This is a genomic window from Aeromicrobium sp. P2_G6, from assembly GCF_056403535.1.
Map to the genome: position 1 here is coordinate 157,776 of NZ_JBFUFH010000004.1, position 17,991 is coordinate 175,766.

Here is a 17,991-nt window from a genome sequence, read left to right on the forward strand (position 1 = left end):
TGGTGCACCAGAATCCAAATCTCGGGGGTTCAGGCGATCCAGGCGGGGCCGGCTTCGCTCTGCACGAGCCGATGGCCGGCGGCGAGGTGCCCAACGTCGTCGGTCTCGACCACGGTGAACGTGTCGTTGGTCAGGTCGAGCAGGATCGCTGCGGCGCCCTCGTCGAGGGTCGCGCGGGCGGCGTCACGACCGAGGATCGGCACCGGCCGTGCCTGCGGGTCCCAGGCAGCCATCGAGGCGATGCTGCTGAACGCCAACAGCGCCTGCCGGCCGTCGGCGCCGGTCATCAGGACGGCGGCCATGTCCGCGTTCTTGTCGCCTTCGGCCGGGACGTCCCCGAGCAGCGCGATGATCGGCACGAACACTCGTGCGTCCGACAGGGCAGCCAGCACCGCGAGGTCGTCGCCGAATGCCGCGGCAAGCAGCGGATCGGTGGACCCGTCGTCGTCAGGGAACTGCGGACTCGCAAGCGTGCGGTCGTGGGTCATGACGGCAGCCGGCTTCGCAGATAGGCGACGGCCTCGCGTGCGTACGCACCGTCGGAACCCTGGATGCCGAACAGCATGACCCGCTCGTCGTCGTTGGTGACCAAGGTCGGCCACGGCGCGCCGGTGTTCATGGCGAATCCCTTGATGTCCGACCACGGAACGTGGTGGCGGCGGTAGCCGTTGACCACCTCGACGCCGTCGTCGTCAGCGCGAACGTAGCTGCGCCCGATGCCGTGCAACACCGCCAGAACGACGACGATGATGGCCCACAGCGTCACGTCCTCGGCGGGCGTGAAATAGATCTCGTCGGGCAGCGCGAGGCCGATCACGATCGTGATGACGACCATGATGACGCCCACGGCGTACGCGACGACGCGGGCGCCACCGGGACGGAACGTCCTCAGATCCGGCACGCCAGGATGTCCGTCACGAGGATGCCGCGGGCGCCGATCTCGTAGAGCGAGTCCATGACCTTCTGGGCGGCGTCGCGAGGCACCATCGAGCGCACGGCGACCCACCCTTCGCGATGGAGGGGCGACACCGTCGGTGACTCGATGCCGGGAGTCAACTCGACGGCTCGATCGACCTGGTCGACCCGGATGTCGTAGTCCATCATGATGTACGTCCGCGCGACCAGGACGCTGTCGATGCGGCGCTTGAACACCGCGAAGCCGTCCGGCTCCGGGGTGTTCTGACGCGTGATCAGCACTGCTTCGGACGAGAGGATCGGCTCGCCGAACACCTCGAGGTCGGCCTGCTTGAGCGTGCTGCCGGTCTCGACGACGTCGGCGATCGCGTCGGCGACCCCCAGGCGTACGGAGGACTCCACCGCGCCGTCGAGGCGTACGACGTCGGCGCTGATGCCCCGCTCGGCGAGGTAGGCCTGGACGATGCCCGGGTAGGACGTGGCGATCCGCGAGCCGGCCAGGTCGGTGACGGCCGACATCGCACCGATCGGCGCAGCGAACCGGAACGTCGAAGCGCCGAAACCGAGCGAGATGTTCTCGGCAGCGTGTGCGCCGGAGTCGAGCAGCAGATCACGTCCGGTGATGCCGACGTCGAGCGTGCCCTCCCCCACGTAGATCGCGATGTCGCGGGGGCGGAGGTAGAAGAACTCGACGTCGTTGTCGGGGTCGAGAGTGACGAGGTCCTTGGTGTTGCGTCGCTGGTGGTAGCCGGCTTCGGTCAGCATCTGGGCAGCCGACTCGGCGAGCGCGCCCTTGTTGGGTACGGCGATCTTGAGCATGGATTCTCTTCTCAGGAGTTCTGTGACGGAAGGGGAAGGCACGGACGGGCGCCGAAGAGCCGATCCGTCACAGATGCGCGTAGACGTCGTCGAGCGTGATTCCGCTGGCGATCATCATGACCTGGGCGTGGTAGAGCAGCTGGCTGAGCTCCTCGGCGGCACGCTCGGCACCTTCGTGCTCCGCCGCCATCCACGACTCGGCCGCCTCCTCGACGAGCTTCTTGCCGATCGCGTGCACGCCGGCATCGAGCTCGGCGACGGTGCGCGAGCCCTCAGGGCGGCTGGCTGCCTTGTCGGACAGCTCGGCGAAGAGTTCATCGAAGGTCTTCATCGCGGAGCAGTCTATCGGCGTCGGTCAGGCGAGTGTGCGCAGGACGTTCCAGGTGGACAGTGCGGCCTCGACGGCCTCGCGCCCCTTGTCCTCGCGACTGTCGGGCAGACCTGCACGGTCGACGGCCTGCGCCTCGTCGTCACACGTCAGCAACCCGAAGCCGATCGGCACGCCGGTGTCGAGGGCGACGCGGTTGAGCCCGTCGGTCGCGGCGGCCGAGACGTACTCGAAGTGCGGGGTCCCGCCGCGGATGATCACGCCGAGCGCGATCACGGCGTCGTAGCCGCTGCGGGCGTACGCCTGGCAGAGGATCGGCAGCTCGAACGAACCCGGTGCGCGCACCAGCGTCACGTCCTCGACCTTGGCGTCGGCGAGTGCGCGCTCGGCGCCGGCGATCAATCCGTCCATGACCTCGGTGTGCCAGCTCGAGGCGATGATCGCCACGCGCGCACCCCTGGCATCGGCCTGCAGGTCAGGTGCTCCCCCGCCACTCATGCGAGCTCCCCCAGTCCGGGCAGGTCGTGACCCATGCGCTCGGCCTTGGTCTGCAGGTAGCGCAGGCTGTCCTCGTTGGGCGCGATGCGCAGCGGCAGACGCTCGCTGATCTTGACCCCGTACGCCTCGAGGGCGATGGTCTTGTCCGGGTTGTTGGTGAGCAGCCGGGCCGACGTGACACCGAGCGCGCGCAGGATCTGGGCCCCGGCCGCATAGTCACGCTCGTCCTCGCCGAACCCGAGCTCGAGGTTGGCGTCGATCGTGTCGTGGCCGGAGTCCTGCAAGGCGTACGCCTGGAGCTTGTGCAGCAGGCCGATGCCGCGTCCCTCGTGACCACGGAGGTAGACGACGATGCCGGCGCCGGCCGTCGTGATCTCAGTCATCGACAGCTCGAGCTGCGGTCCGCAGTCGCAGCGCCGAGAGCCGAACACGTCGCCCGTCAGGCACTCGGAGTGGATGCGGGTCAGGACGTCCTCCGTGCCGGGGTCGCCATAGACCAGGGCGATGTGTTCCGAGCCCTCGATCTTGTCGCGGAAGCCGTGCGCCGTGAACGTGCCGAACTCGGTGGGCAGCCGGGTCGTGGCGAGCCGCTCGACCTGCGACTCGTGGAGCCGGCGGTAGACCTGGAGGTCCTCGATCGACACGAGCGCGATGCCGTGCTTGTCAGCGAACTCACGGAGGTCCGGCGCCCTCATCAACGTGCCGTCGTCGTTGAGCACCTCGCCGATCACGCCGGCCGGGGTGAGCCCTGTGAGGCGGGCGAAGTCGACCGCTGCCTCGGTGTGGCCGGCACGCTCCAGCACGCCGCCGGGCTTGGCGCGCAGCGGAATGATGTGGCCCGGCTGGACGAGCTCGAACGGCTCGGTCGCCGAGTCCGCGAGCACGCGGCACGTACGCGCGCGGTCAGCCGCCGAGATGCCCGTCGTGATGCCGTCGCGTGCGTCGATCGAGATCGTGTACGCGGTGCGCATCTTCTCGCGGTTGTGCGGGGTCATGAGCGGGATCGCCAGCCGGTCGAGGATGTCGCCGGTGATCGGGGCGCAGATCAGGCCGCTGGAGTAGCGCACCAGGAACGCCATCAGCTCAGGCGTGGCCTTGCTGGCGGCGAAGATGATGTCGCCCTCGTTCTCGCGGTCCTCGTCGTCGACCACGACGATGGCCTTGCCCTCGCGGAAGTCCGCGATGGCCCGTTCGATGCTGTCGAGTCTCACGTTCTCGTGCTCGGTCATGCCACATGCCCTTCTTCACGAACACCCAGCAGGCGCTCGACGTACTTGGCGAGGATGTCCACCTCGAGGTTGACCCGGTCGCCCGGGCCCTTGGTGCCGAGCGTCGTCTCGGCGAGTGTCGTGGGGATCAGCGACACGGAGAACCACGGCTCGTCGCCGTCGACGACATCCACGACCGTCAGTGATGTGCCGTCGACCGTGACCGACCCCTTGGCGACGAGGTACTTCGCCAGCTCCGGCGGAAGGCCGATGCGGACGACCTCCCAGTGCTCGCTCGGCGTACGGTCGAGGATCCGCCCGGTGCCGTCGACGTGCCCCTGCACGATGTGGCCGCCGAGGCGCGCGCCGGCCTTGGTTGCCCGCTCGAGGTTGACCTCGTCACCGACGCGGAGGTCGCCGAGCGAGGTCTTGTCGAGCGACTCCTTCATGACGTCGGCGGCGAACGTGTCGGTGTCCTGGTCCATGACGGTGAGGCAGACGCCGCTGACCGCGATGGAGTCGCCGTGCTGCGCGTCGGAGATCACGAGCGGGCCACGGATCGTCAGGCGTACGGAGTCGCCCAGGTCCTCGACCGCGGTGATCGTGCCCTTTTCCTCGATGAGTCCGGTGAACATCAGTCGAAGTCCTCTCGTTGCATGCGGCCCGGTGTCCCGATGATGCGGATGTCCGGCCCGATCATCGTGAGGTCGTGCAGGTCGATGGGCCGCAGGTCGGCAAGCGTGGTGGCCTCACCCTCGAGCGCCGCACGACCCGAGCCGAGCATCGCGGGGGCGATGTAGCCGATGACCCGGTCGATCACGCCGGCGTTCCAGAACGCGCCGGCAAGGCGCGGTCCACCCTCGAGCCAGATGTGCCGGATCTGGTTGTCGATCAGCTTCTGCAGCACGACCTCGGGGTCGCGGGACTGGACCAGCAGGGTGGGAGCCACCCGGTCGAACACGCGGTAGTAGTTGGGGATCTTGGTCTCGCCCACCACGACCCGCAGCGGCTGCTGGTCGTACGGCAGGGGGATGTCCTTCTCGTCACGAACCGAGAGGCGCGGGTCGTCGGCGAGGACCGCTCCGGTGCCGGCGACGATCGCGTCGGACTCGGCGCGGAACTTCTGCACGTCACGGCGCGCCTCGTCGCTCGTGATCCACTTGCTGGTGCCGTCAGGGGCGGCACTGAGTCCGTCGAGGGTCGCGGCGTACTTCCAGGTCACGAACGGGCGACCGGAGGTCACCGCGAACGTCCACTCGACGTTGAGGTCGGTGGCCTCCTCAGCCATGACGCCCGGCTCCGCCTCGATGCCCGCTTCGCGGAGCGTCTTGGCGCCTCCGGCCGCTGAACGGTCCGGATCGATCTGGCCGAACACGACGCGGGCAACACCGGCGTCGATCAGCGCCTTGGCGCACGGTCCGGTGCGGCCCGTGTGGTTGCACGGCTCGAGCGTGACGACGGCCGTCGCACCGCGGGCGGCCTCGCCGGCCTGCGTGAGCGCGTCGATCTCGGCGTGCGGGGTGCCGGCGCCACGGTGCACGCCGATCGCGATCTCTTTGCCGTCCGGCGCAAGCAGGACGCAGCCGACGCGCGGATTGGGCAGCGTACGCCTGACCGTGCGGGCCGCGTCGAGCGCGCGTTGCATCGCGCTGATCTCGGTGTCGGTTGCCATGCCATTCCTCCGGGTCGTGATCCGCTCACGCAACCCGGGGTCCCCTGGTGATCAAGTGCCACCAAGCGGTCGCGGCGCGCAGCGCCACGACACAATGCTCCTCCCATCCGGACTTTCACCGTCGGTGCCGGAATTTCACCGGCTCAACCGTTGCCCCATCACGAGGATGGAACCGCGGGTCGCGGACTGTCACCGCCGGCTCGGAATTACACCGACCCCGGAGCACGCGAGCAAAGTTTCTGCTCGTTGTGATCAAGTCTAGCCCGGAGGGTTGACTCAGTGAGTGTGACGTCCGGCATGTGAGCGCAGCTCAGCCACCATGGCGTCGGGGTCATCAGCGCTGAACACGGCCGAACCCGCGACGAAGGTGTCGGCGCCGGCATCCGCGCAGCGCTCGATCGTGTCGAGGGAGACTCCCCCGTCGACCTGCAGCCAGATGTCGCCACCGTGCTTGTCGATCAGCGCGCGAGCGCGCTGGATCTTGGGCAGGCAGATGTCGAGGAACTTCTGTCCGCCGAAGCCCGGCTCGACCGTCATGATGAGCACCATGTCGAGCTCCGGGAGCAGGTCTTCGTAGGGCTCGATCGGGGTTGCGGGCTTGAGCGCCATCGACGCGCGAGCACCCTTGGCGCGGATCTCGCGCGCCAGTCGAACGGGCGCCTTGGCCGCCTCGACGTGGAACGTGACGCTCTCCGCGCCGGCCTCGACGTAGCTGGGCGCCCAGCGGTCGGGATCCTCGATCATCAGGTGCGCGTCGATCGGCTGCACGGCCACCTTGGCCAGAGCCTCGATGACCGGTGCACCCAACGTCAGGTTGGGGACGAAGTGGTTGTCCATCACGTCCATGTGCAGCCAGTCGGCGCTCGAGATGCGAGCCGCCTCGGCCTCGAGGTTCGCAAAGTCCGACGCCAGCATGCTCGGGGTGATCTGGATGCCCATGGCGCCAGCGTAGTGGTGACGGGTGGGCCGCTCAGGAGGTGGCGGAGTCGCGCAGGATGCCGTCGATCACAATGCCGAGCATCGGCGTGGCCTCCTCAGCGTCGAGACCCGCCTGGTCCACGACGGTCGCGACGCCACTGACGAGGCGCATGACCTGTCGTGACTCGACCTTGTCCCGCAGGGCGTGGGTCTCGGTCAGATGGCTGACCACGCGCTCGTTGGCGTCCGCGAGCATCTGGCACTTGCGATAGATCGGCGACGACGGATCGTCCATTGCCGCGCTGAGCTTGGCAGCGGCACCGCGGTGCAGCGTCAGGTGCTTGATGAGGTCGGCGAACCAGCGTTCGAGCGTCTCGCGGGCGGGAAGACCCGCCTCGACCGCAGCCACGCTGTCGGAGTGAACCCGCGCGGACCAGTCCCGCATCAGGGCATCGATCAGGTCATCGCGAGTCGGGAAGTGACGGTAGAGCGTGCCCGGTCCCACCCCCGCACGCTTGGCGATCTCGTCGAGTGAGCCCTCGGCGCCGCGCTCGGCGAACACTTCGCGTGCGGCGGCGACGAGCTTGTCGTAGTTGCGCTGGGCATCGGCTCGAAGCGGCTTGACGATCTCGTCAGTGCTCTCCACGTCCGCAGGCGTGATGGACGCCACGACGCAACCTCCCTTGCTAACCGGAGACAGTCTCCGTATAGTCCTCAGAAGAACCGGAGTCCTTCTCCGTTCCAGTGTACGACACTCCACTTCTTGGGACAGGAATCCTCATCATGACCTCCATCACCGACGCACCACCGGCGCAGCGCCGCGCTGCGTACGGGCTCGCTCTCGTGCTGACCGCACAACTCATGCTGATCCTCGACGCGGCCGTCGTGAACGTCGCGCTCCCCCTCTTGCGAGTCGACCTCGGCTTCAGCCCGGCCAACCTCTCGTGGGTCCTCAACGCCTATTCGCTGGCCTTCGGCGGCCTGCTGCTGTTCGGCGGCCGGCTGGGTGACGTGATCGGACGCCTGCGGGCCTTCGAGATCGGTCTCGGCATCTTCACCTTCGCCTCGCTGCTCGGCGGACTCGCGCAAGATCCCGGCATGCTGATCGCCTCACGTGCCCTCCAGGGCGTCGGCGCCGCGATCGCCGCGCCCAGCGTGCTGGCGCTGATCACTGCGGGTGCACCGGACGAATCCAGCCGCAATCGCGGCCTCGCCCTGTTCAGCGCGGTGTCGTCGGCGGGCGCCTCGATCGGGCTGATCCTCGGCGGTGCCCTGACCGGCTTCGCCTCCTGGCGGTGGGCCCTGTTCATCAACGTGCCCATCGGCATCATGGCCGTCGTGCTCGTGCGCCGCTTCGTCCCGGAGACCACTCGTGAGCGGGGGCAGTTCGACGTACTGGGTGCGATCACCGCGACGGCGGGCTCGGTCGCCCTCGTGTACGGCTTCATCAACGCCGCGGACCACGGCTGGTCCTCCTCGGGCACGATCGCGGCGTTCGTCGCAGCGGCGGTCCTCCTCGGATCGTTCGCCGGCGTCGAGCGTCGAGCCAGGCAGCCGCTGCTCGAGCCTTCGATGCTCCGCTCGCGGCCGCGCGTCGCTGCACTGGTGACGATGACGCTGGTCATCGGCGCGCAGTTCTCGCTGTTCTTCCTGCTCGTCCAGTTCATGCAGCGCACGCTCGGCTTCGGAGCATTCGAGTCGGGCGTCGCCTTCCTGCCGCTGAGCCTGGCGATCTTCGCGATCTCCCGTGTCACACCTCGCCTCGTCGCGCGGTTCGGCACCTGGCCGCTCATCACGACCGGTGCGGGCCTGGCCCTCGTCAGCCTGGTCTGGCTGCGGGAGCTGACCGAGGCGAGCACGTACTGGGCCGATCTCGCCGGGCCCCTGGTGATCAACGGTGTCGGAGTCGGGCTGCTGTTCATGCCGCTCACCGTCGTCGTGCTGTCAGGCGTCGAGCCGCGGCACGCCGGCACCGCGTCCGGCCTGCTCCAGACGACGCAGCAGATCGGTGGCGCGCTTGGCCTTGCGGTGATCGTCTCGGTGTACGCCTCCAACTCCGTGCCAGGCGAGTTCACGCCCGGGCTGCGGGAGGCGATGGACACCGGCTCGATCCTGGCGCTGATCGCCCTGATCGTCGCTGGGGTCGCCACCGCCAGTGTCCGTCGGGCCGCAACCTCGCCCGAGCTCGTGTCAGCTGCGGCGGAGTAGCGCGCAGAACATCGCGTCGGTGCCGTCGATGTGGGGCCACCACTGGTGGGTGGTCTCCACATCGACGTCGTCGCGTCCGGCGGTGACGGCGTCGATCACGCCGCGCGTCTCGCGAAGGTGCGGGGAACAGGTCGCATAGGCCACGACTCCCCCAGGGCGTACGAGCTCCAGTGCTCGCGTCAGCAACGCTTCCTGCAGCGGGACGAGGTCATCGAGATCGGCCTCCGAACGCCGCCACCGCGACTCCGGCCGGCGCCGGAGCGCACCGAGACCGGTGCACGGCGCGTCGACCAGGACCCGGTCGAAGGACCCGGGCTCCCACGGGCCGTGCCGTCCGTCGGCCGTCGTCACGTCGACGTTGTCGAGCAGGCGTACGCCTTGGCGGACCAGGTCAGCGCGGTGCTCCAGCACCTCGTTGGCGACGAGGTCGGCCCCACGTTGCCTGGCCAGCGCGCCGAGGAGCGCCGCCTTGCCGCCAGGACCCGCACAAAGGTCGAGCCAGCGAGCGTCGTCCCCGTCGACCTGCGCCTCCGCAAGGGTGATCGCCACCAGCTGGGATCCCTCGTCCTGCACGCCGGCGCGGCCGTCGCGGACCTGCGGTATCGCACCGGGGTCGCCGCCCTCGTCGAGGATGCGGGCGTACGGCGAGAACTTGCCAGGAGTGCCGGGCAGCGCCTCCGGATCGCAGAGGCCGGGGCGAGCCACGAGCGTGACGCGCGGAGGGGCGTTGTCAGCCGCCAGCAACTTGTCGATCTGCGCTGCGTGGCCACCGAGGGCCTCGCGCAACGCGGTCACGATCCACACCGGGTGGGACGTGCGTACGGACCGCGCAGCGTCACCCTCGAGTCCGGCGGTGATGACCTCGAGCCAACCTTCGAGGTCCTTCTGGCCGATCTTGCGCAGCAACGCGTTGGCGAAGTGCACCGGCTTGTGCCCGATCTCCCGCCGGACGAGGTCGACCGTCTCCGAGACCGCAGCGTGCGCCGGCACGCGCATGTTGAGCAGCTGGTGCGTACCGAGTCGCAGCGCGTCCAGCACCGGAGGATCGATCGAGCCGAGCCCCTTGCTGGCGACCTGACCGATGATGGCGTCGTAGGTGCCCTGCCGACGAACCGTGCCGTGCACGAGCTCGGTGGCGAATGCGGCGTCACGGCCCTCGATCTGGTGCTCCGCGAGCATCGCCGGAAGGACCAGGTTGACGTACGCATCGCGCTCCGCCACGGCCCGCAGGACGTGGAACGCGACCGCCCGGCTCGGGTCCGTCATGCGAACGCCGCGCCGTCGGGGAAGGACGTGCCACGCGCCCAGTCGGCCGCGCGCATGCGCTTCTTGCCGAATGCCTGGACGTCGCCGAGCACGAGGTCGGTCGTCGTCGTGCCGACTCGCACCTCCTGCTTGCCGATCGACAGCTGGCCGGGCAGCAGCGTGCGATCGTCCGCGATCGTCGCTGGCCCGATCTTGACTCGTTCGTCGCCGAGGAGGGTCCATGCTCCGGGCGCAGGTGTGCAGCCCCGGATGTGCCGGTCGATCGCGAAGGCGGGGCGGTGCCAGTCGATCCGTGCCTCGTCGGTCGTGAGCTTCGGGGCGTACGAGATGTTGTCCTCGGGCTGCGGGACCGCGGCGATATCACCGTCCTCGATGTGGTCGACGACGTCGACGAGCAGCTTGCTCCCCCAGTCGGCCAGCCGGGCGAGCAGCTCTGCGGTCGTGTCGTCCTCGCGGATGCGCTCGGTGATCGAGCCGAGGACCGGTCCGGCGTCGAGCTCCTCGACCAGGCTGAACACCGTCGCACCGGTGACCTCGTCGCCGGCCATGATGGCTCGCTGGACCGGTGCTGCGCCCCGCCAGGACGGCAGCACTGAGAAGTGCAGGTTGATCCAGCCGAACTGCGGGATGTCCAGCGCCTCCCGGCGGATCAACGCCCCATACGCGACGATCGGGATGCAGTCGGGAGCGATCTCCCGCAGCCTGGCCATGAACTCCGGATCCGAGGGCTTCGCGGGCTTGAGCACCTCGATGCCGTGCTCGGCGGCGGCCTCGGCAACGGGTGAGGGCCGGAGCGTACGACCGCGGCCGGACGGTGCGTCGGGGCGGGTCAGCACGGCGGCGACCTCGTGGCGGCTCGCGACGAGCGCCTCGAGGGATGGGAGGGCGGTCTCGGGCGTACCTGCGAAGACGACTCTCACGGCGTCGAGTCTAGGCGGGCGCGCGCTGTGCCCCGAGGCCGCGGTCAGAGGGACAGCGGATCGACCTGGATGCGGAGCCCCGGGAGCTTGGCGGCGCTTCGCTCGGCAGCGAGCGCCGCAAGCGCAGCAGCGAGCTCGGCACCCTCGCGGCGCGGAGCACGCAGGATCAGCCGCTCGCCGGCATCCGCCGAGCGCAGGTCGACCGGGACCGGCCCGAGGATCTCGGTGTGCGGCGTCCAGGTGCGCGTCGCGAGCTCGGCGAGCACCTCGTCGGGACCGGCGACGGTGGCGAGCCGGGCAGTGGGCGGAAGGTGGGTCTCGGCGCGGCTCGCGAGCTCGCGGGCGGCGAACCCCGCAGGGTCGGCGCGCACCAGGGCCTGCAGCGTATGGGCGTCACCGACTGCCACCGCGGTTGCGCCAGGGCCCGCCAGCGCGAGGGCGTTGAACCAACGACGATGGGACTCCTCCTCGACGCGGACATCCTCGCGAGCCAGCATGAGCCACGTGTCGAGCAGGATCACGACGTCATAGCCGCCCGCGACGTGCGGCTCGGCCCCCGGTGTCGCGAGCACCAGCCTGCGACCCGGCCCGACCTCGTCGAGGATCGTCTGGCCACCCGAGGTCACCACCTCCAGGTCGGGGAACGCCCGGGCGAACTCCTCGGCCGTGCGCAACGCACCCACGACCGGCGACCGCAGCTCGGTGCCCTGGCAGTGGGGGCAGGTCCACGGAGACGCCTCGCGTCCACACCAGCGGCACGCAATGGGCGCTGAGGCTGACGGCTGGCCGAGCGGGCCCTGACACTCAGCGCATCGGGCCGGCTGGCGGCAGGTCTGGCATGACAGCGACTCGCGATAGCCCCGCCTGGGAACCTGGACCAGCACGGCGCCCTTGGCACCGCGGATGGCGCGGAAGGCTTCCTGCGGGAGCCGGACCGGCGCCGAGCCGGCTGTCGACCCGTCCGTGACCGTGAGGCGTGGCCAGGCCCGGCGTCGCTCCCGCTGGTCGGCAGCGAGTTCGACACACCATCCGCTGTCGATCAGCGACTGCCCCTCGGCCGTACGCGCATGGCCGCCGATCAACAAGGCGGTCTCCTGGGTCGATGCCCGCAGCAGGAGCACCTCGCGGGCGTGGGGGTAGGGCGAGCGGGGCTCGGCGAACAAGTCGTCGCCGTCGTCCCACATCGCGACCAGCCCCAGGTCCTTGACCGGGGCGAACGCCGCGGCTCGCGTGCCGAGCACGACCTGCACGTCACCACGCGAAGCCGCGAGGAACGCCTGGTAACGATCGGCCGGCTCGTCCGCCGCAGTGAGCGTGACGTGCCTGCCATCGCCGAGCACCTCGGTGAACACCGCGTCCCACCGCGCGACATCGCGGTTGTCGGGCACGCAGACGACCGAGCCCCGACCCGATCCGAGCGTCGCCAGCACGGCTTCGGCGACCAATTCCGCCGGGTCCTGCCCGGGGATCGCAGTCCACCAAGCCCGTGGGCGCTCCCCCGCGCGCAGGGCAGCGACGAAGCCGAGCCCGTGGGCGTACGTCTGCCAGCCGGCAGCGCTGCCCACCGGCAGGGCTGTTTCGGCCGGCGCCGCACGGGTCGCCTCGGCGCGGGCGTGCCGAGGCGGGATCGCCAGCCGCAGCACGTCGCCGAGCGTGCCGGCATAGCGGTCGGCAACGGCGCGGGCCAGGGCGAGCACCTCGGGGTGCAGCACCGGCTCGGAGGAGACGACCTTGGCGAGGAATGCGAGCCGGCCTCCGTGTTCGGTGGCGTCGACCCGTTCGACCACGAACCCGTCGACCAGTCGACCGGCGAAGCGGACCTTGACCCGGCAGCCCGCGATGGTCTTGGCATCCAGGGTGGTCGGCACGAGGTAGTCGAACAGCCGGTCGAGGTGGGCCAGACCGCTGTCGACCACGACCCTGGCAACGGGCCGGATGACCGCGGCCTCGGGCACCGGCTTGGCCGCCGCCTTGCGCGTCCGTGCCGCGGGCGTGGGAGGGACCAGCGCCAGCTGCTCCGGACCCTCGTCTGTCATCACGGTGCTGTTCTATCAGCCGCCACCCACACCGGCCTCATCGTGCGGACGCAGAACGGCCCCCGCCGAGGCGGGGGCCGTTCTGTCAGCAGTGACGCTCAGGCGTTGACGTGGGCCTTGAGCGCGTCGGCACGGTCCGTCGTCTCCCAGACCACACCGGGCAGCTCACGGCCGAAGTGGCCGTATGCCGCGGTCTGCGCGTAGATGGGCTTGAGCAGGTCGAGGTCGCGGATGATCGCGGCCGGGCGCAGGTCGAAGACCTCGAGGACGGCGGCGCGGATCTTGTCGACCGGAACCGTCTCGGTGCCGAACGCCTCGACGTAGAAGCCGACCGGGTGAGCCTTGCCGATCGCGTAGGCGACCTGGACCTCGACCTTGGTGGCCAGGCCCGCGGCGACGATGTTCTTGGCAACCCAGCGCATCGCGTAGGCGGCCGAGCGGTCGACCTTGSTCGGGTCCTTGCCSGAGAACGCCCCGCCACCGTGGCGGGCGTAGCCGCCGTAGGTGTCGACGATGATCTTGCGGCCGGTCAGGCCGACGTCACCCATCGGGCCGCCGATGACGAACTTGCCGGTCGGGTTGACCAGCAGGCGGTAGTCGGAGGTGTCGATGTCGAAGTCGGCAAGGATCACGTCGACGACGTGCTTCTTGATGTCGACCGTGAGCTGGGTGTCGAGGTCGATGCCGTCCTCGTGCTGCGTCGACAGGACGACGGTGTCGACGCGTACGGGCTTGTCGTTGTCGTCGTACTCAACCGTGACCTGGGTCTTGCCGTCAGGACGCAGGTAGGGCAGCGTGCCGTCCTTGCGGACTGCGGTCAGCTGCTCCGCGAGCCGGTGCGCGATCGTGATCGGCAGCGGCATGAGCTCGGGTGTCTCGTCACATGCGAAGCCGAACATCAGGCCCTGGTCGCCGGCGCCCTGGAGGTCGAGCGGGTCGGCCGAGCCCTGGGTGCGGCCCTCGAACGCCGTGTTGACGCCCTGGGCGATGTCGGGCGACTGGGCGTCGAGAGTGATCTGGACACCGCAGGAGGCGCCGTCGAAGCCCTTGACGGACGAGTCGTAGCCGATGTCCAGGACGCGGTCGCGTGCGATCTTGGCGATGTCGGCGTATGCCTCGGTCGTCACCTCGCCCCCGACGACGATCAGACCGGTCGTGATGAACGTCTCACAGGCCACGCGGCTCTTGGGGTCCTGGGCCAGCAGGGCGTCGAGGACGCTGTCGCTGATCTGGTCGGCGATCTTGTCCGGGTGACCTTCGGTCACGGACTCGGACGTGAAGAAGCGGCTCACTTTTTCTCCTGGGTTGATGGCTGTACAGCATTCTAACGAGCGAGATGACCCGTAGTTTCGCTAGTCCAAGCGTTGGATCACGGAGTCCCAGATCGCGTGCGCCAGCCGGATCTTGGGACCGTGCGGGATTTCCTCGACGGTTTCGTCGGCTCCGAGGATGATGGCCTCGTTGTCGTCCTGGCCGAAGACCTTGCCGGCGCTCACGTCGTTGACGACGAGCAGGTCACACCCCTTGCGCGCGAGCTTGGCGCGGGCGTGCTCGATGACGCTGGCGTGGGCGTCGCCGGTCTCCGCGGCAAAGCCCACGATGACGGGCCGTTTGCTCGTCCGCGCGGCGACCAGCTCGAGCAGGATGTCGGGGTTCTCGACGAGGTGGATGTCAGGGGCGACACCGTCGCCGGACTTCTTGATCTTGGCCTCGACGAACTCCGCGGGTCGGAAGTCCGCCGGCGCGGCGGCCATCACGACGGCGTCTGCGTCGGCCGCAGCGAGGTGCATCTGCTGGCGCAGGTCCTCGGTGCTGACGACGCGGACGATCTCGACCCCGGCCGGGTCAGGGAGCGCAACATTGGCGGCAACGACGGTGACACGAGCGCCGCGGGCGACAGCGGCCTCAGCCAGCGCGTATCCCTGACGACCGGACGAGCGGTTGCCGAGATAGCGGACCGGATCGAGGTATTCGCGAGTGCCACCAGCGGAGACGACGACATGCTTGCCGGCGAGGTCCTGCGGGCGGCCTTCGAGGACCTGCAGCGCCGCGGCGTAGATCGCCGCAGGGTCCGGCAGCCGGCCCTTGCCGGTGTCGACGCCGGTCAGCCGGCCAACCGCAGGTTCAAGCACCACGAAACCCCGCTCCCGGAGCAACGCAACATTGGCCTGGGTGGCGGGGTGATTCCACATCTCGGTGTGCATCGCCGGAGCGAACATGACCGGACAACGTGCCGTCAGGAGCGTGTTGGTCAGCAGGTCGTCCGCGAGGCCGTGCGCCGCCTTGGCCAGGATGTTGGCCGTGGCCGGCGCCACGAGCACCAGGTCGGCACCCTGCCCGATGCGGACGTGGGCGACCTCGTCGACGTGCTCGAAGACGCCGGACTGGACGGGCTTGCCGCTGAGGGCCTCCCAGGTCGCGGTGCCGACGAAGTGCAGCGAGGACTCCGTCGGGACGACCCGGACGCTGTGGCCCGACTCGGTGAACAGTCGCAGCAGCTCCGCGGCCTTGTAGGACGCGATGCCGCCGGACACGCCGAGGACTATCTCGGTCATACGCACCGCCTCACGTTGGAGAGCGTGGATCAGGCCTTGCCGGCCGCGGCTTCAGCCTCGGGGTCGATGTCCTCGACGGTCAGCAGGTCGGCGTTGATCTCGCGCAGCGCGATCGACAGGGGCTTCTCCTGCACGCCGGTCTCGAGGAGCGGTCCGACGTACTCGAGGAGACCCTCGCCGAGCTGCGAGTAGTAGGCGTTGATCTGGCGTGCACGCTTGGCGGAGTAGAGGACGAGCTTGTACTTGCTGTCCGCCTTCTCCAGAAGATCGTCCAGCGGCGGGTTGGTGATGCCGATGGCAGTCGAGCGTGTCGTGGACACAGAGAGCCTCACAGAAAGATTAGGAATGCACCCGGCTCGTGCCGGATCTGAACAAGTCTACCAATTCTTGGCAAGCGGTCTCGACATCGGTGTTGACGATCGTCACGTCGAACTCCGGCTCGGCCGCCAGCTCGGTGTGGGCCGTCGCGAGGCGACGCTCGCGCTCCTCGGGTCCTTCGGTCCCCCGGCCGACCAGGCGCCGCTCCAGCTCCTCCCAGCTCGGGGGCGCCAGGAAGCACATCAGCGCCTCGGGCATGCGCTCGCGCACCTGGCGCGCGCCCTGCAAATCGATCTCGAGAAGGGCCGGCGTGCCGGCGGCGAGACGTTGCTCCACCGGGGCGCGGGGCGTGYCGTAGCGGGCGGCACGGTGGACCACCGCCCATTCCAGCAGCCCGTCCTCGGCAATCAGGCGGTCGAACTCCTCGTCGGAGATGAAGTGATAGTGCACACCGTCGACCTCGTCCGGTCTCGCCGGCCGGGTCGTGACGGACACCGAGATCCAGATCTCCGGATGGGCCTCTCGTACGCAGGCCGCGACCGTCCCCTTGCCGACCGCGGTGGGGCCGGCCAGGACGACGAGCCGCGAGGGACGTGTGACGGGTTCTGATGACCCGTCAGGCACGGCCAGAGCGGCCTGTTCTATCCGCGAACTCGGCGATCAGGGCCTTGATCTGGTTGGCGCCCAGACCCCTGAGCCTGCGGCTGTCGGCGATGCCGATGCGCTGCATGATCTCCTGGGCGCGCACCTTGCCGACGCCGGGCATCGACTGCAGGAGGTCGATGACCTTCAGCTTGGCGATGACCTCGTTGGCGCGCGACTCCTGGATGACTTCGGTCAGGCTCGCGCGTGAGTTCTTGAGGCGGTTCTTGACCTCGGCTCGCAGCTGCCGCGCGGCAGCTGCCTTTTCGAGTGCAGCCTTGCGCTGCTCCGGCGTCAATATCGGGAGTGCCACTTGCCTCACCTCATCTGTTGGACGGACGGTTCTACTTGAGATTGATCTTGCACTTCTGCTTGACGTTCTTGACCACGGCGTTGCGCTGCTTGGTCGTCCCGTTGAACGTCTTGTAGGCGGTGTTGAGCTCCTTGAGCTGCGCGCCGTTGAGCTTCTTGACCTTGGCGGTGTCGGTCATGTCCTCGAGCTTGAGACCTGCCTTGGCCTGCGCCTCCAGGATGCCCTTCGTGACGGTTGACAACGTCGTCCAGTCCTTCTGGATCGAGGCGGGTGCGTCCTTGCCGACGTCGGCGAACACCTTGGCGTACTTGGCATAGGCCGCGTTGGTGCGCTTCTGGCCGAACGTGTTGAGGGTGCTCTTGTTCTTCTCGACCGCATCGCAGTAGGGGTCCCCGCCTCCGCCGCAACCCGACAGCGTCGTGATCCCGACGATCGTCGTGATCAGGACAGCGGCGGTTCTCTTCATGCATCGACTCCTCGGGACACGGGCAACCCTGAACGCTATGACCCTACAAGTTCGGCGTTGACCCGGGCGACCGAATCGCGGAGCGCCTGGACATCCGGCCCGGCCGACAGCACACCGCGCGACGTCGAGGGGATCACGTTGTCGATGACCGAGCCGAAAAGCCGGCGTATGTCGTCGACCGTCCCGCCCTGTGCGCCGAACCCCGGCACCAGCAGCGGGCCGTTGATCGCCAGGTCCTCAGCGGCGTCACCGATCGTCGCGCCGACAACGGCACCGAACGATCCCATCAGGTGCTGGCCGGCGTTGAGCTCGGCGAGCTTCGCCAGGATGCCGCCGGCGACCGTCGTGTCGCCGTTGAGGGCGTGCTGCACCTCCGGACCCTCCGGGTTGGAGGTCAGGGCCAGGACGAACACGCCGGCGTCGTTCTTGGCGGCGACGTCGAAGAACGGCTGCAGCGACCCGAAGCCGAGGAACGGACTGACCGTGATCGCGTCGGCGGCCATCGGAGCGTCCTCGTCGAGATAGGCGTCGGCGTACGCAGCGGCCGTTGAGCCGATGTCACCGCGCTTGACGTCGAGGATCACGAGCGAGCCGGTGTGGCGCAGGTCCTGGATCGTACGCTCGAGGACCACGACGCCACGGGCACCGAAGCGCTCGAAGAACGCCGACTGCGGCTTGACGAAGGCGACCTTGCCGGCGAACGCCTCGACGCAGGTCGTGGCGAAGCGGTCGAGTCCCTCGACGTTGTCGGGCAGCCCCCACTCGGCGAGCAACGACGCATGCGGGTCGATGCCCACGCACGCCGGCCCGTACGCCGCCATCGCCGCCCGAGCCCGTGACCCAAAGCTCATGCCGCAACCTTCGTCAGAAAACCACGGTACAAAGATCGCGGCATGATTGCTGCCTCAT

The 17,991-nt window shown here is 69.0% G+C and carries 21 protein-coding genes and 1 riboswitch; of the genes, 1 reads left to right on the forward strand and 20 read right to left on the reverse strand.

Features of this window, described 5'->3' with window-relative positions; translation table 11 throughout:
* Positions 1-29: 29 nt before the first annotated feature.
* The 10 genes from AC1DVU_RS14165 to AC1DVU_RS14210 all read right to left on the reverse strand — a co-directional run bounded on the left by AC1DVU_RS14165 (position 30) and on the right by AC1DVU_RS14210 (position 7,028).
* Positions 30-488 (reverse strand): SseB family protein, encoded by a 459-nt coding sequence (locus AC1DVU_RS14165; RefSeq protein ID WP_476923095.1) that lies wholly within the window; start codon positions 486-488, stop codon positions 30-32.
* The gene (locus AC1DVU_RS14170; RefSeq protein WP_476923096.1) at positions 485-901 is read right to left on the reverse strand and encodes a PH domain-containing protein; all 417 of its coding nucleotides are present in this window, start codon (positions 899-901) and stop codon (positions 485-487) included. The genes AC1DVU_RS14165 and AC1DVU_RS14170 overlap by 4 nt, the downstream gene beginning before the upstream one ends.
* On the reverse strand, positions 889-1,734 hold the full coding sequence (gene hisG / locus AC1DVU_RS14175) for an ATP phosphoribosyltransferase (RefSeq protein ID WP_476923097.1): 846 nt from the start codon (positions 1,732-1,734) through the stop codon (positions 889-891). The genes AC1DVU_RS14170 and hisG overlap by 13 nt, the downstream gene beginning before the upstream one ends.
* Before the next feature lie 67 nt (positions 1,735-1,801).
* Positions 1,802-2,065: a phosphoribosyl-ATP diphosphatase gene (locus tag AC1DVU_RS14180; RefSeq protein WP_476923098.1), complete on the reverse strand. Its 264-nt coding sequence runs from the start codon at positions 2,063-2,065 to the stop codon at positions 1,802-1,804.
* Between the two features lie 24 nt (positions 2,066-2,089).
* Positions 2,090-2,560 (reverse strand): 6,7-dimethyl-8-ribityllumazine synthase, encoded by a 471-nt coding sequence (gene ribH / locus AC1DVU_RS14185; protein WP_476923099.1) that lies wholly within the window; start codon positions 2,558-2,560, stop codon positions 2,090-2,092.
* A complete protein-coding gene (locus AC1DVU_RS14190) occupies positions 2,557-3,789 on the reverse strand; it encodes a bifunctional 3,4-dihydroxy-2-butanone-4-phosphate synthase/GTP cyclohydrolase II (protein WP_476923100.1) in 1,233 nt (410 codons plus the stop codon). Before AC1DVU_RS14190 ends, ribH begins: the two co-directional genes overlap by 4 nt.
* Complete coding sequence (locus AC1DVU_RS14195; protein WP_476923101.1) at positions 3,786-4,403, reverse strand: riboflavin synthase; 618 nt, start codon at positions 4,401-4,403, stop codon at positions 3,786-3,788. Before AC1DVU_RS14195 ends, AC1DVU_RS14190 begins: the two co-directional genes overlap by 4 nt.
* A complete protein-coding gene (gene ribD / locus AC1DVU_RS14200) occupies positions 4,403-5,440 on the reverse strand; it encodes a bifunctional diaminohydroxyphosphoribosylaminopyrimidine deaminase/5-amino-6-(5-phosphoribosylamino)uracil reductase RibD (RefSeq protein ID WP_476923102.1) in 1,038 nt (345 codons plus the stop codon). The genes AC1DVU_RS14195 and ribD overlap by 1 nt, the downstream gene beginning before the upstream one ends.
* 91 nt (positions 5,441-5,531) lie before the next feature.
* A riboswitch (FMN riboswitch) is annotated at positions 5,532-5,669 on the reverse strand.
* 47 nt (positions 5,670-5,716) lie between these two features.
* Positions 5,717-6,379, reverse strand: a complete 663-nt coding sequence (gene rpe / locus AC1DVU_RS14205; protein ID WP_476923103.1) for a ribulose-phosphate 3-epimerase — start codon at positions 6,377-6,379, stop codon at positions 5,717-5,719.
* Between the two features lie 31 nt (positions 6,380-6,410).
* Positions 6,411-7,028 carry a TetR/AcrR family transcriptional regulator gene (locus tag AC1DVU_RS14210; RefSeq protein ID WP_476923104.1) on the reverse strand — a complete coding sequence of 206 codons (618 nt, stop codon included), beginning with the start codon at positions 7,026-7,028 and terminating at the stop codon, positions 6,411-6,413.
* A gap of 113 nt (positions 7,029-7,141) precedes the next feature.
* Between AC1DVU_RS14210 and AC1DVU_RS14215 the strand changes: the two genes are divergently transcribed.
* A complete protein-coding gene (locus AC1DVU_RS14215; RefSeq protein ID WP_476923105.1) occupies positions 7,142-8,566 on the forward strand; it encodes an MFS transporter in 1,425 nt (474 codons plus the stop codon).
* On the opposite strand, the gene AC1DVU_RS14220 is transcribed toward AC1DVU_RS14215, so the two are convergent.
* The 10 genes from AC1DVU_RS14220 to pyrF form a co-directional block, all read right to left on the reverse strand.
* Complete coding sequence (locus tag AC1DVU_RS14220) at positions 8,549-9,832, reverse strand: RsmB/NOP family class I SAM-dependent RNA methyltransferase (RefSeq protein WP_476923106.1); 1,284 nt, start codon at positions 9,830-9,832, stop codon at positions 8,549-8,551. The genes AC1DVU_RS14215 and AC1DVU_RS14220 overlap by 18 nt on opposite strands.
* The gene (fmt, locus tag AC1DVU_RS14225) at positions 9,829-10,752 is read right to left on the reverse strand and encodes a methionyl-tRNA formyltransferase (RefSeq protein WP_476923107.1); all 924 of its coding nucleotides are present in this window, start codon (positions 10,750-10,752) and stop codon (positions 9,829-9,831) included. The genes AC1DVU_RS14220 and fmt overlap by 4 nt, the downstream gene beginning before the upstream one ends.
* Positions 10,753-10,796: 44 nt before the next feature.
* Positions 10,797-12,788 carry a primosomal protein N' gene (locus tag AC1DVU_RS14230; protein ID WP_476923379.1) on the reverse strand — a complete coding sequence of 664 codons (1,992 nt, stop codon included), beginning with the start codon at positions 12,786-12,788 and terminating at the stop codon, positions 10,797-10,799.
* A gap of 98 nt (positions 12,789-12,886) precedes the next feature.
* Positions 12,887-14,080: a methionine adenosyltransferase gene (gene metK, locus AC1DVU_RS14235; protein WP_476923108.1), complete on the reverse strand. Its 1,194-nt coding sequence runs from the start codon at positions 14,078-14,080 to the stop codon at positions 12,887-12,889.
* Positions 14,081-14,140: 60 nt separating this feature from the next.
* On the reverse strand, positions 14,141-15,343 hold the full coding sequence (gene coaBC / locus AC1DVU_RS14240) for a bifunctional phosphopantothenoylcysteine decarboxylase/phosphopantothenate--cysteine ligase CoaBC (protein WP_476923109.1): 1,203 nt from the start codon (positions 15,341-15,343) through the stop codon (positions 14,141-14,143).
* A gap of 29 nt (positions 15,344-15,372) precedes the next feature.
* Complete coding sequence (gene rpoZ, locus AC1DVU_RS14245) at positions 15,373-15,663, reverse strand: DNA-directed RNA polymerase subunit omega (RefSeq protein ID WP_159539242.1); 291 nt, start codon at positions 15,661-15,663, stop codon at positions 15,373-15,375.
* 19 nt (positions 15,664-15,682) lie between these two features.
* Complete coding sequence (gene gmk / locus AC1DVU_RS14250) at positions 15,683-16,285, reverse strand: guanylate kinase (protein ID WP_476923110.1); 603 nt, start codon at positions 16,283-16,285, stop codon at positions 15,683-15,685.
* The gene (gene mihF / locus AC1DVU_RS14255) at positions 16,278-16,616 is read right to left on the reverse strand and encodes an integration host factor, actinobacterial type (RefSeq protein ID WP_056397000.1); all 339 of its coding nucleotides are present in this window, start codon (positions 16,614-16,616) and stop codon (positions 16,278-16,280) included. The genes gmk and mihF overlap by 8 nt, the downstream gene beginning before the upstream one ends.
* A 31-nt stretch (positions 16,617-16,647) precedes the next feature.
* Positions 16,648-17,082, reverse strand: a complete 435-nt coding sequence (locus AC1DVU_RS14260; RefSeq protein WP_476923111.1) for a hypothetical protein — start codon at positions 17,080-17,082, stop codon at positions 16,648-16,650.
* A gap of 35 nt (positions 17,083-17,117) precedes the next feature.
* Positions 17,118-17,933: an orotidine-5'-phosphate decarboxylase gene (gene pyrF / locus AC1DVU_RS14265; RefSeq protein WP_476923112.1), complete on the reverse strand. Its 816-nt coding sequence runs from the start codon at positions 17,931-17,933 to the stop codon at positions 17,118-17,120.
* Between the last annotated feature and the right edge of the window lie 58 nt (positions 17,934-17,991).

What these genes read in the sequence shown, in the direction of transcription:
- coaBC (WP_476923109.1), bottom strand. Translation starts at nt 15,343, where the DNA reads ATGACCGAGATAGTCCTCGGCGTGTCCGGCGGCATCGCGTCCTACAAG.
- ribH (WP_476923099.1), bottom strand. Translation starts at nt 2,560, where the DNA reads ATGAGTGGCGGGGGAGCACCTGACCTGCAGGCCGATGCCAGGGGTGCG.
- AC1DVU_RS14180 (WP_476923098.1), bottom strand. Translation starts at nt 2,065, where the DNA reads ATGAAGACCTTCGATGAACTCTTCGCCGAGCTGTCCGACAAGGCAGCC.
- ribD (WP_476923102.1), bottom strand. Translation starts at nt 5,440, where the DNA reads ATGGCAACCGACACCGAGATCAGCGCGATGCAACGCGCGCTCGACGCG.
- AC1DVU_RS14215 (WP_476923105.1), top strand. Translation starts at nt 7,142, where the DNA reads ATGACCTCCATCACCGACGCACCACCGGCGCAGCGCCGCGCTGCGTAC.
- rpe (WP_476923103.1), bottom strand. Translation starts at nt 6,379, where the DNA reads ATGGGCATCCAGATCACCCCGAGCATGCTGGCGTCGGACTTTGCGAAC.
- AC1DVU_RS14230 (WP_476923379.1), bottom strand. Translation starts at nt 12,788, where the DNA reads ATGACAGACGAGGGTCCGGAGCAGCTGGCGCTGGTCCCTCCCACGCCC.
- AC1DVU_RS14220 (WP_476923106.1), bottom strand. Translation starts at nt 9,832, where the DNA reads ATGACGGACCCGAGCCGGGCGGTCGCGTTCCACGTCCTGCGGGCCGTG.
- pyrF (WP_476923112.1), bottom strand. Translation starts at nt 17,933, where the DNA reads ATGAGCTTTGGGTCACGGGCTCGGGCGGCGATGGCGGCGTACGGGCCG.
- AC1DVU_RS14190 (WP_476923100.1), bottom strand. Translation starts at nt 3,789, where the DNA reads ATGACCGAGCACGAGAACGTGAGACTCGACAGCATCGAACGGGCCATC.
- AC1DVU_RS14165 (WP_476923095.1), bottom strand. Translation starts at nt 488, where the DNA reads ATGACCCACGACCGCACGCTTGCGAGTCCGCAGTTCCCTGACGACGAC.
- hisG (WP_476923097.1), bottom strand. Translation starts at nt 1,734, where the DNA reads ATGCTCAAGATCGCCGTACCCAACAAGGGCGCGCTCGCCGAGTCGGCT.
- AC1DVU_RS14195 (WP_476923101.1), bottom strand. Translation starts at nt 4,403, where the DNA reads ATGTTCACCGGACTCATCGAGGAAAAGGGCACGATCACCGCGGTCGAG.
- AC1DVU_RS14260 (WP_476923111.1), bottom strand. Translation starts at nt 17,082, where the DNA reads ATGAAGAGAACCGCCGCTGTCCTGATCACGACGATCGTCGGGATCACG.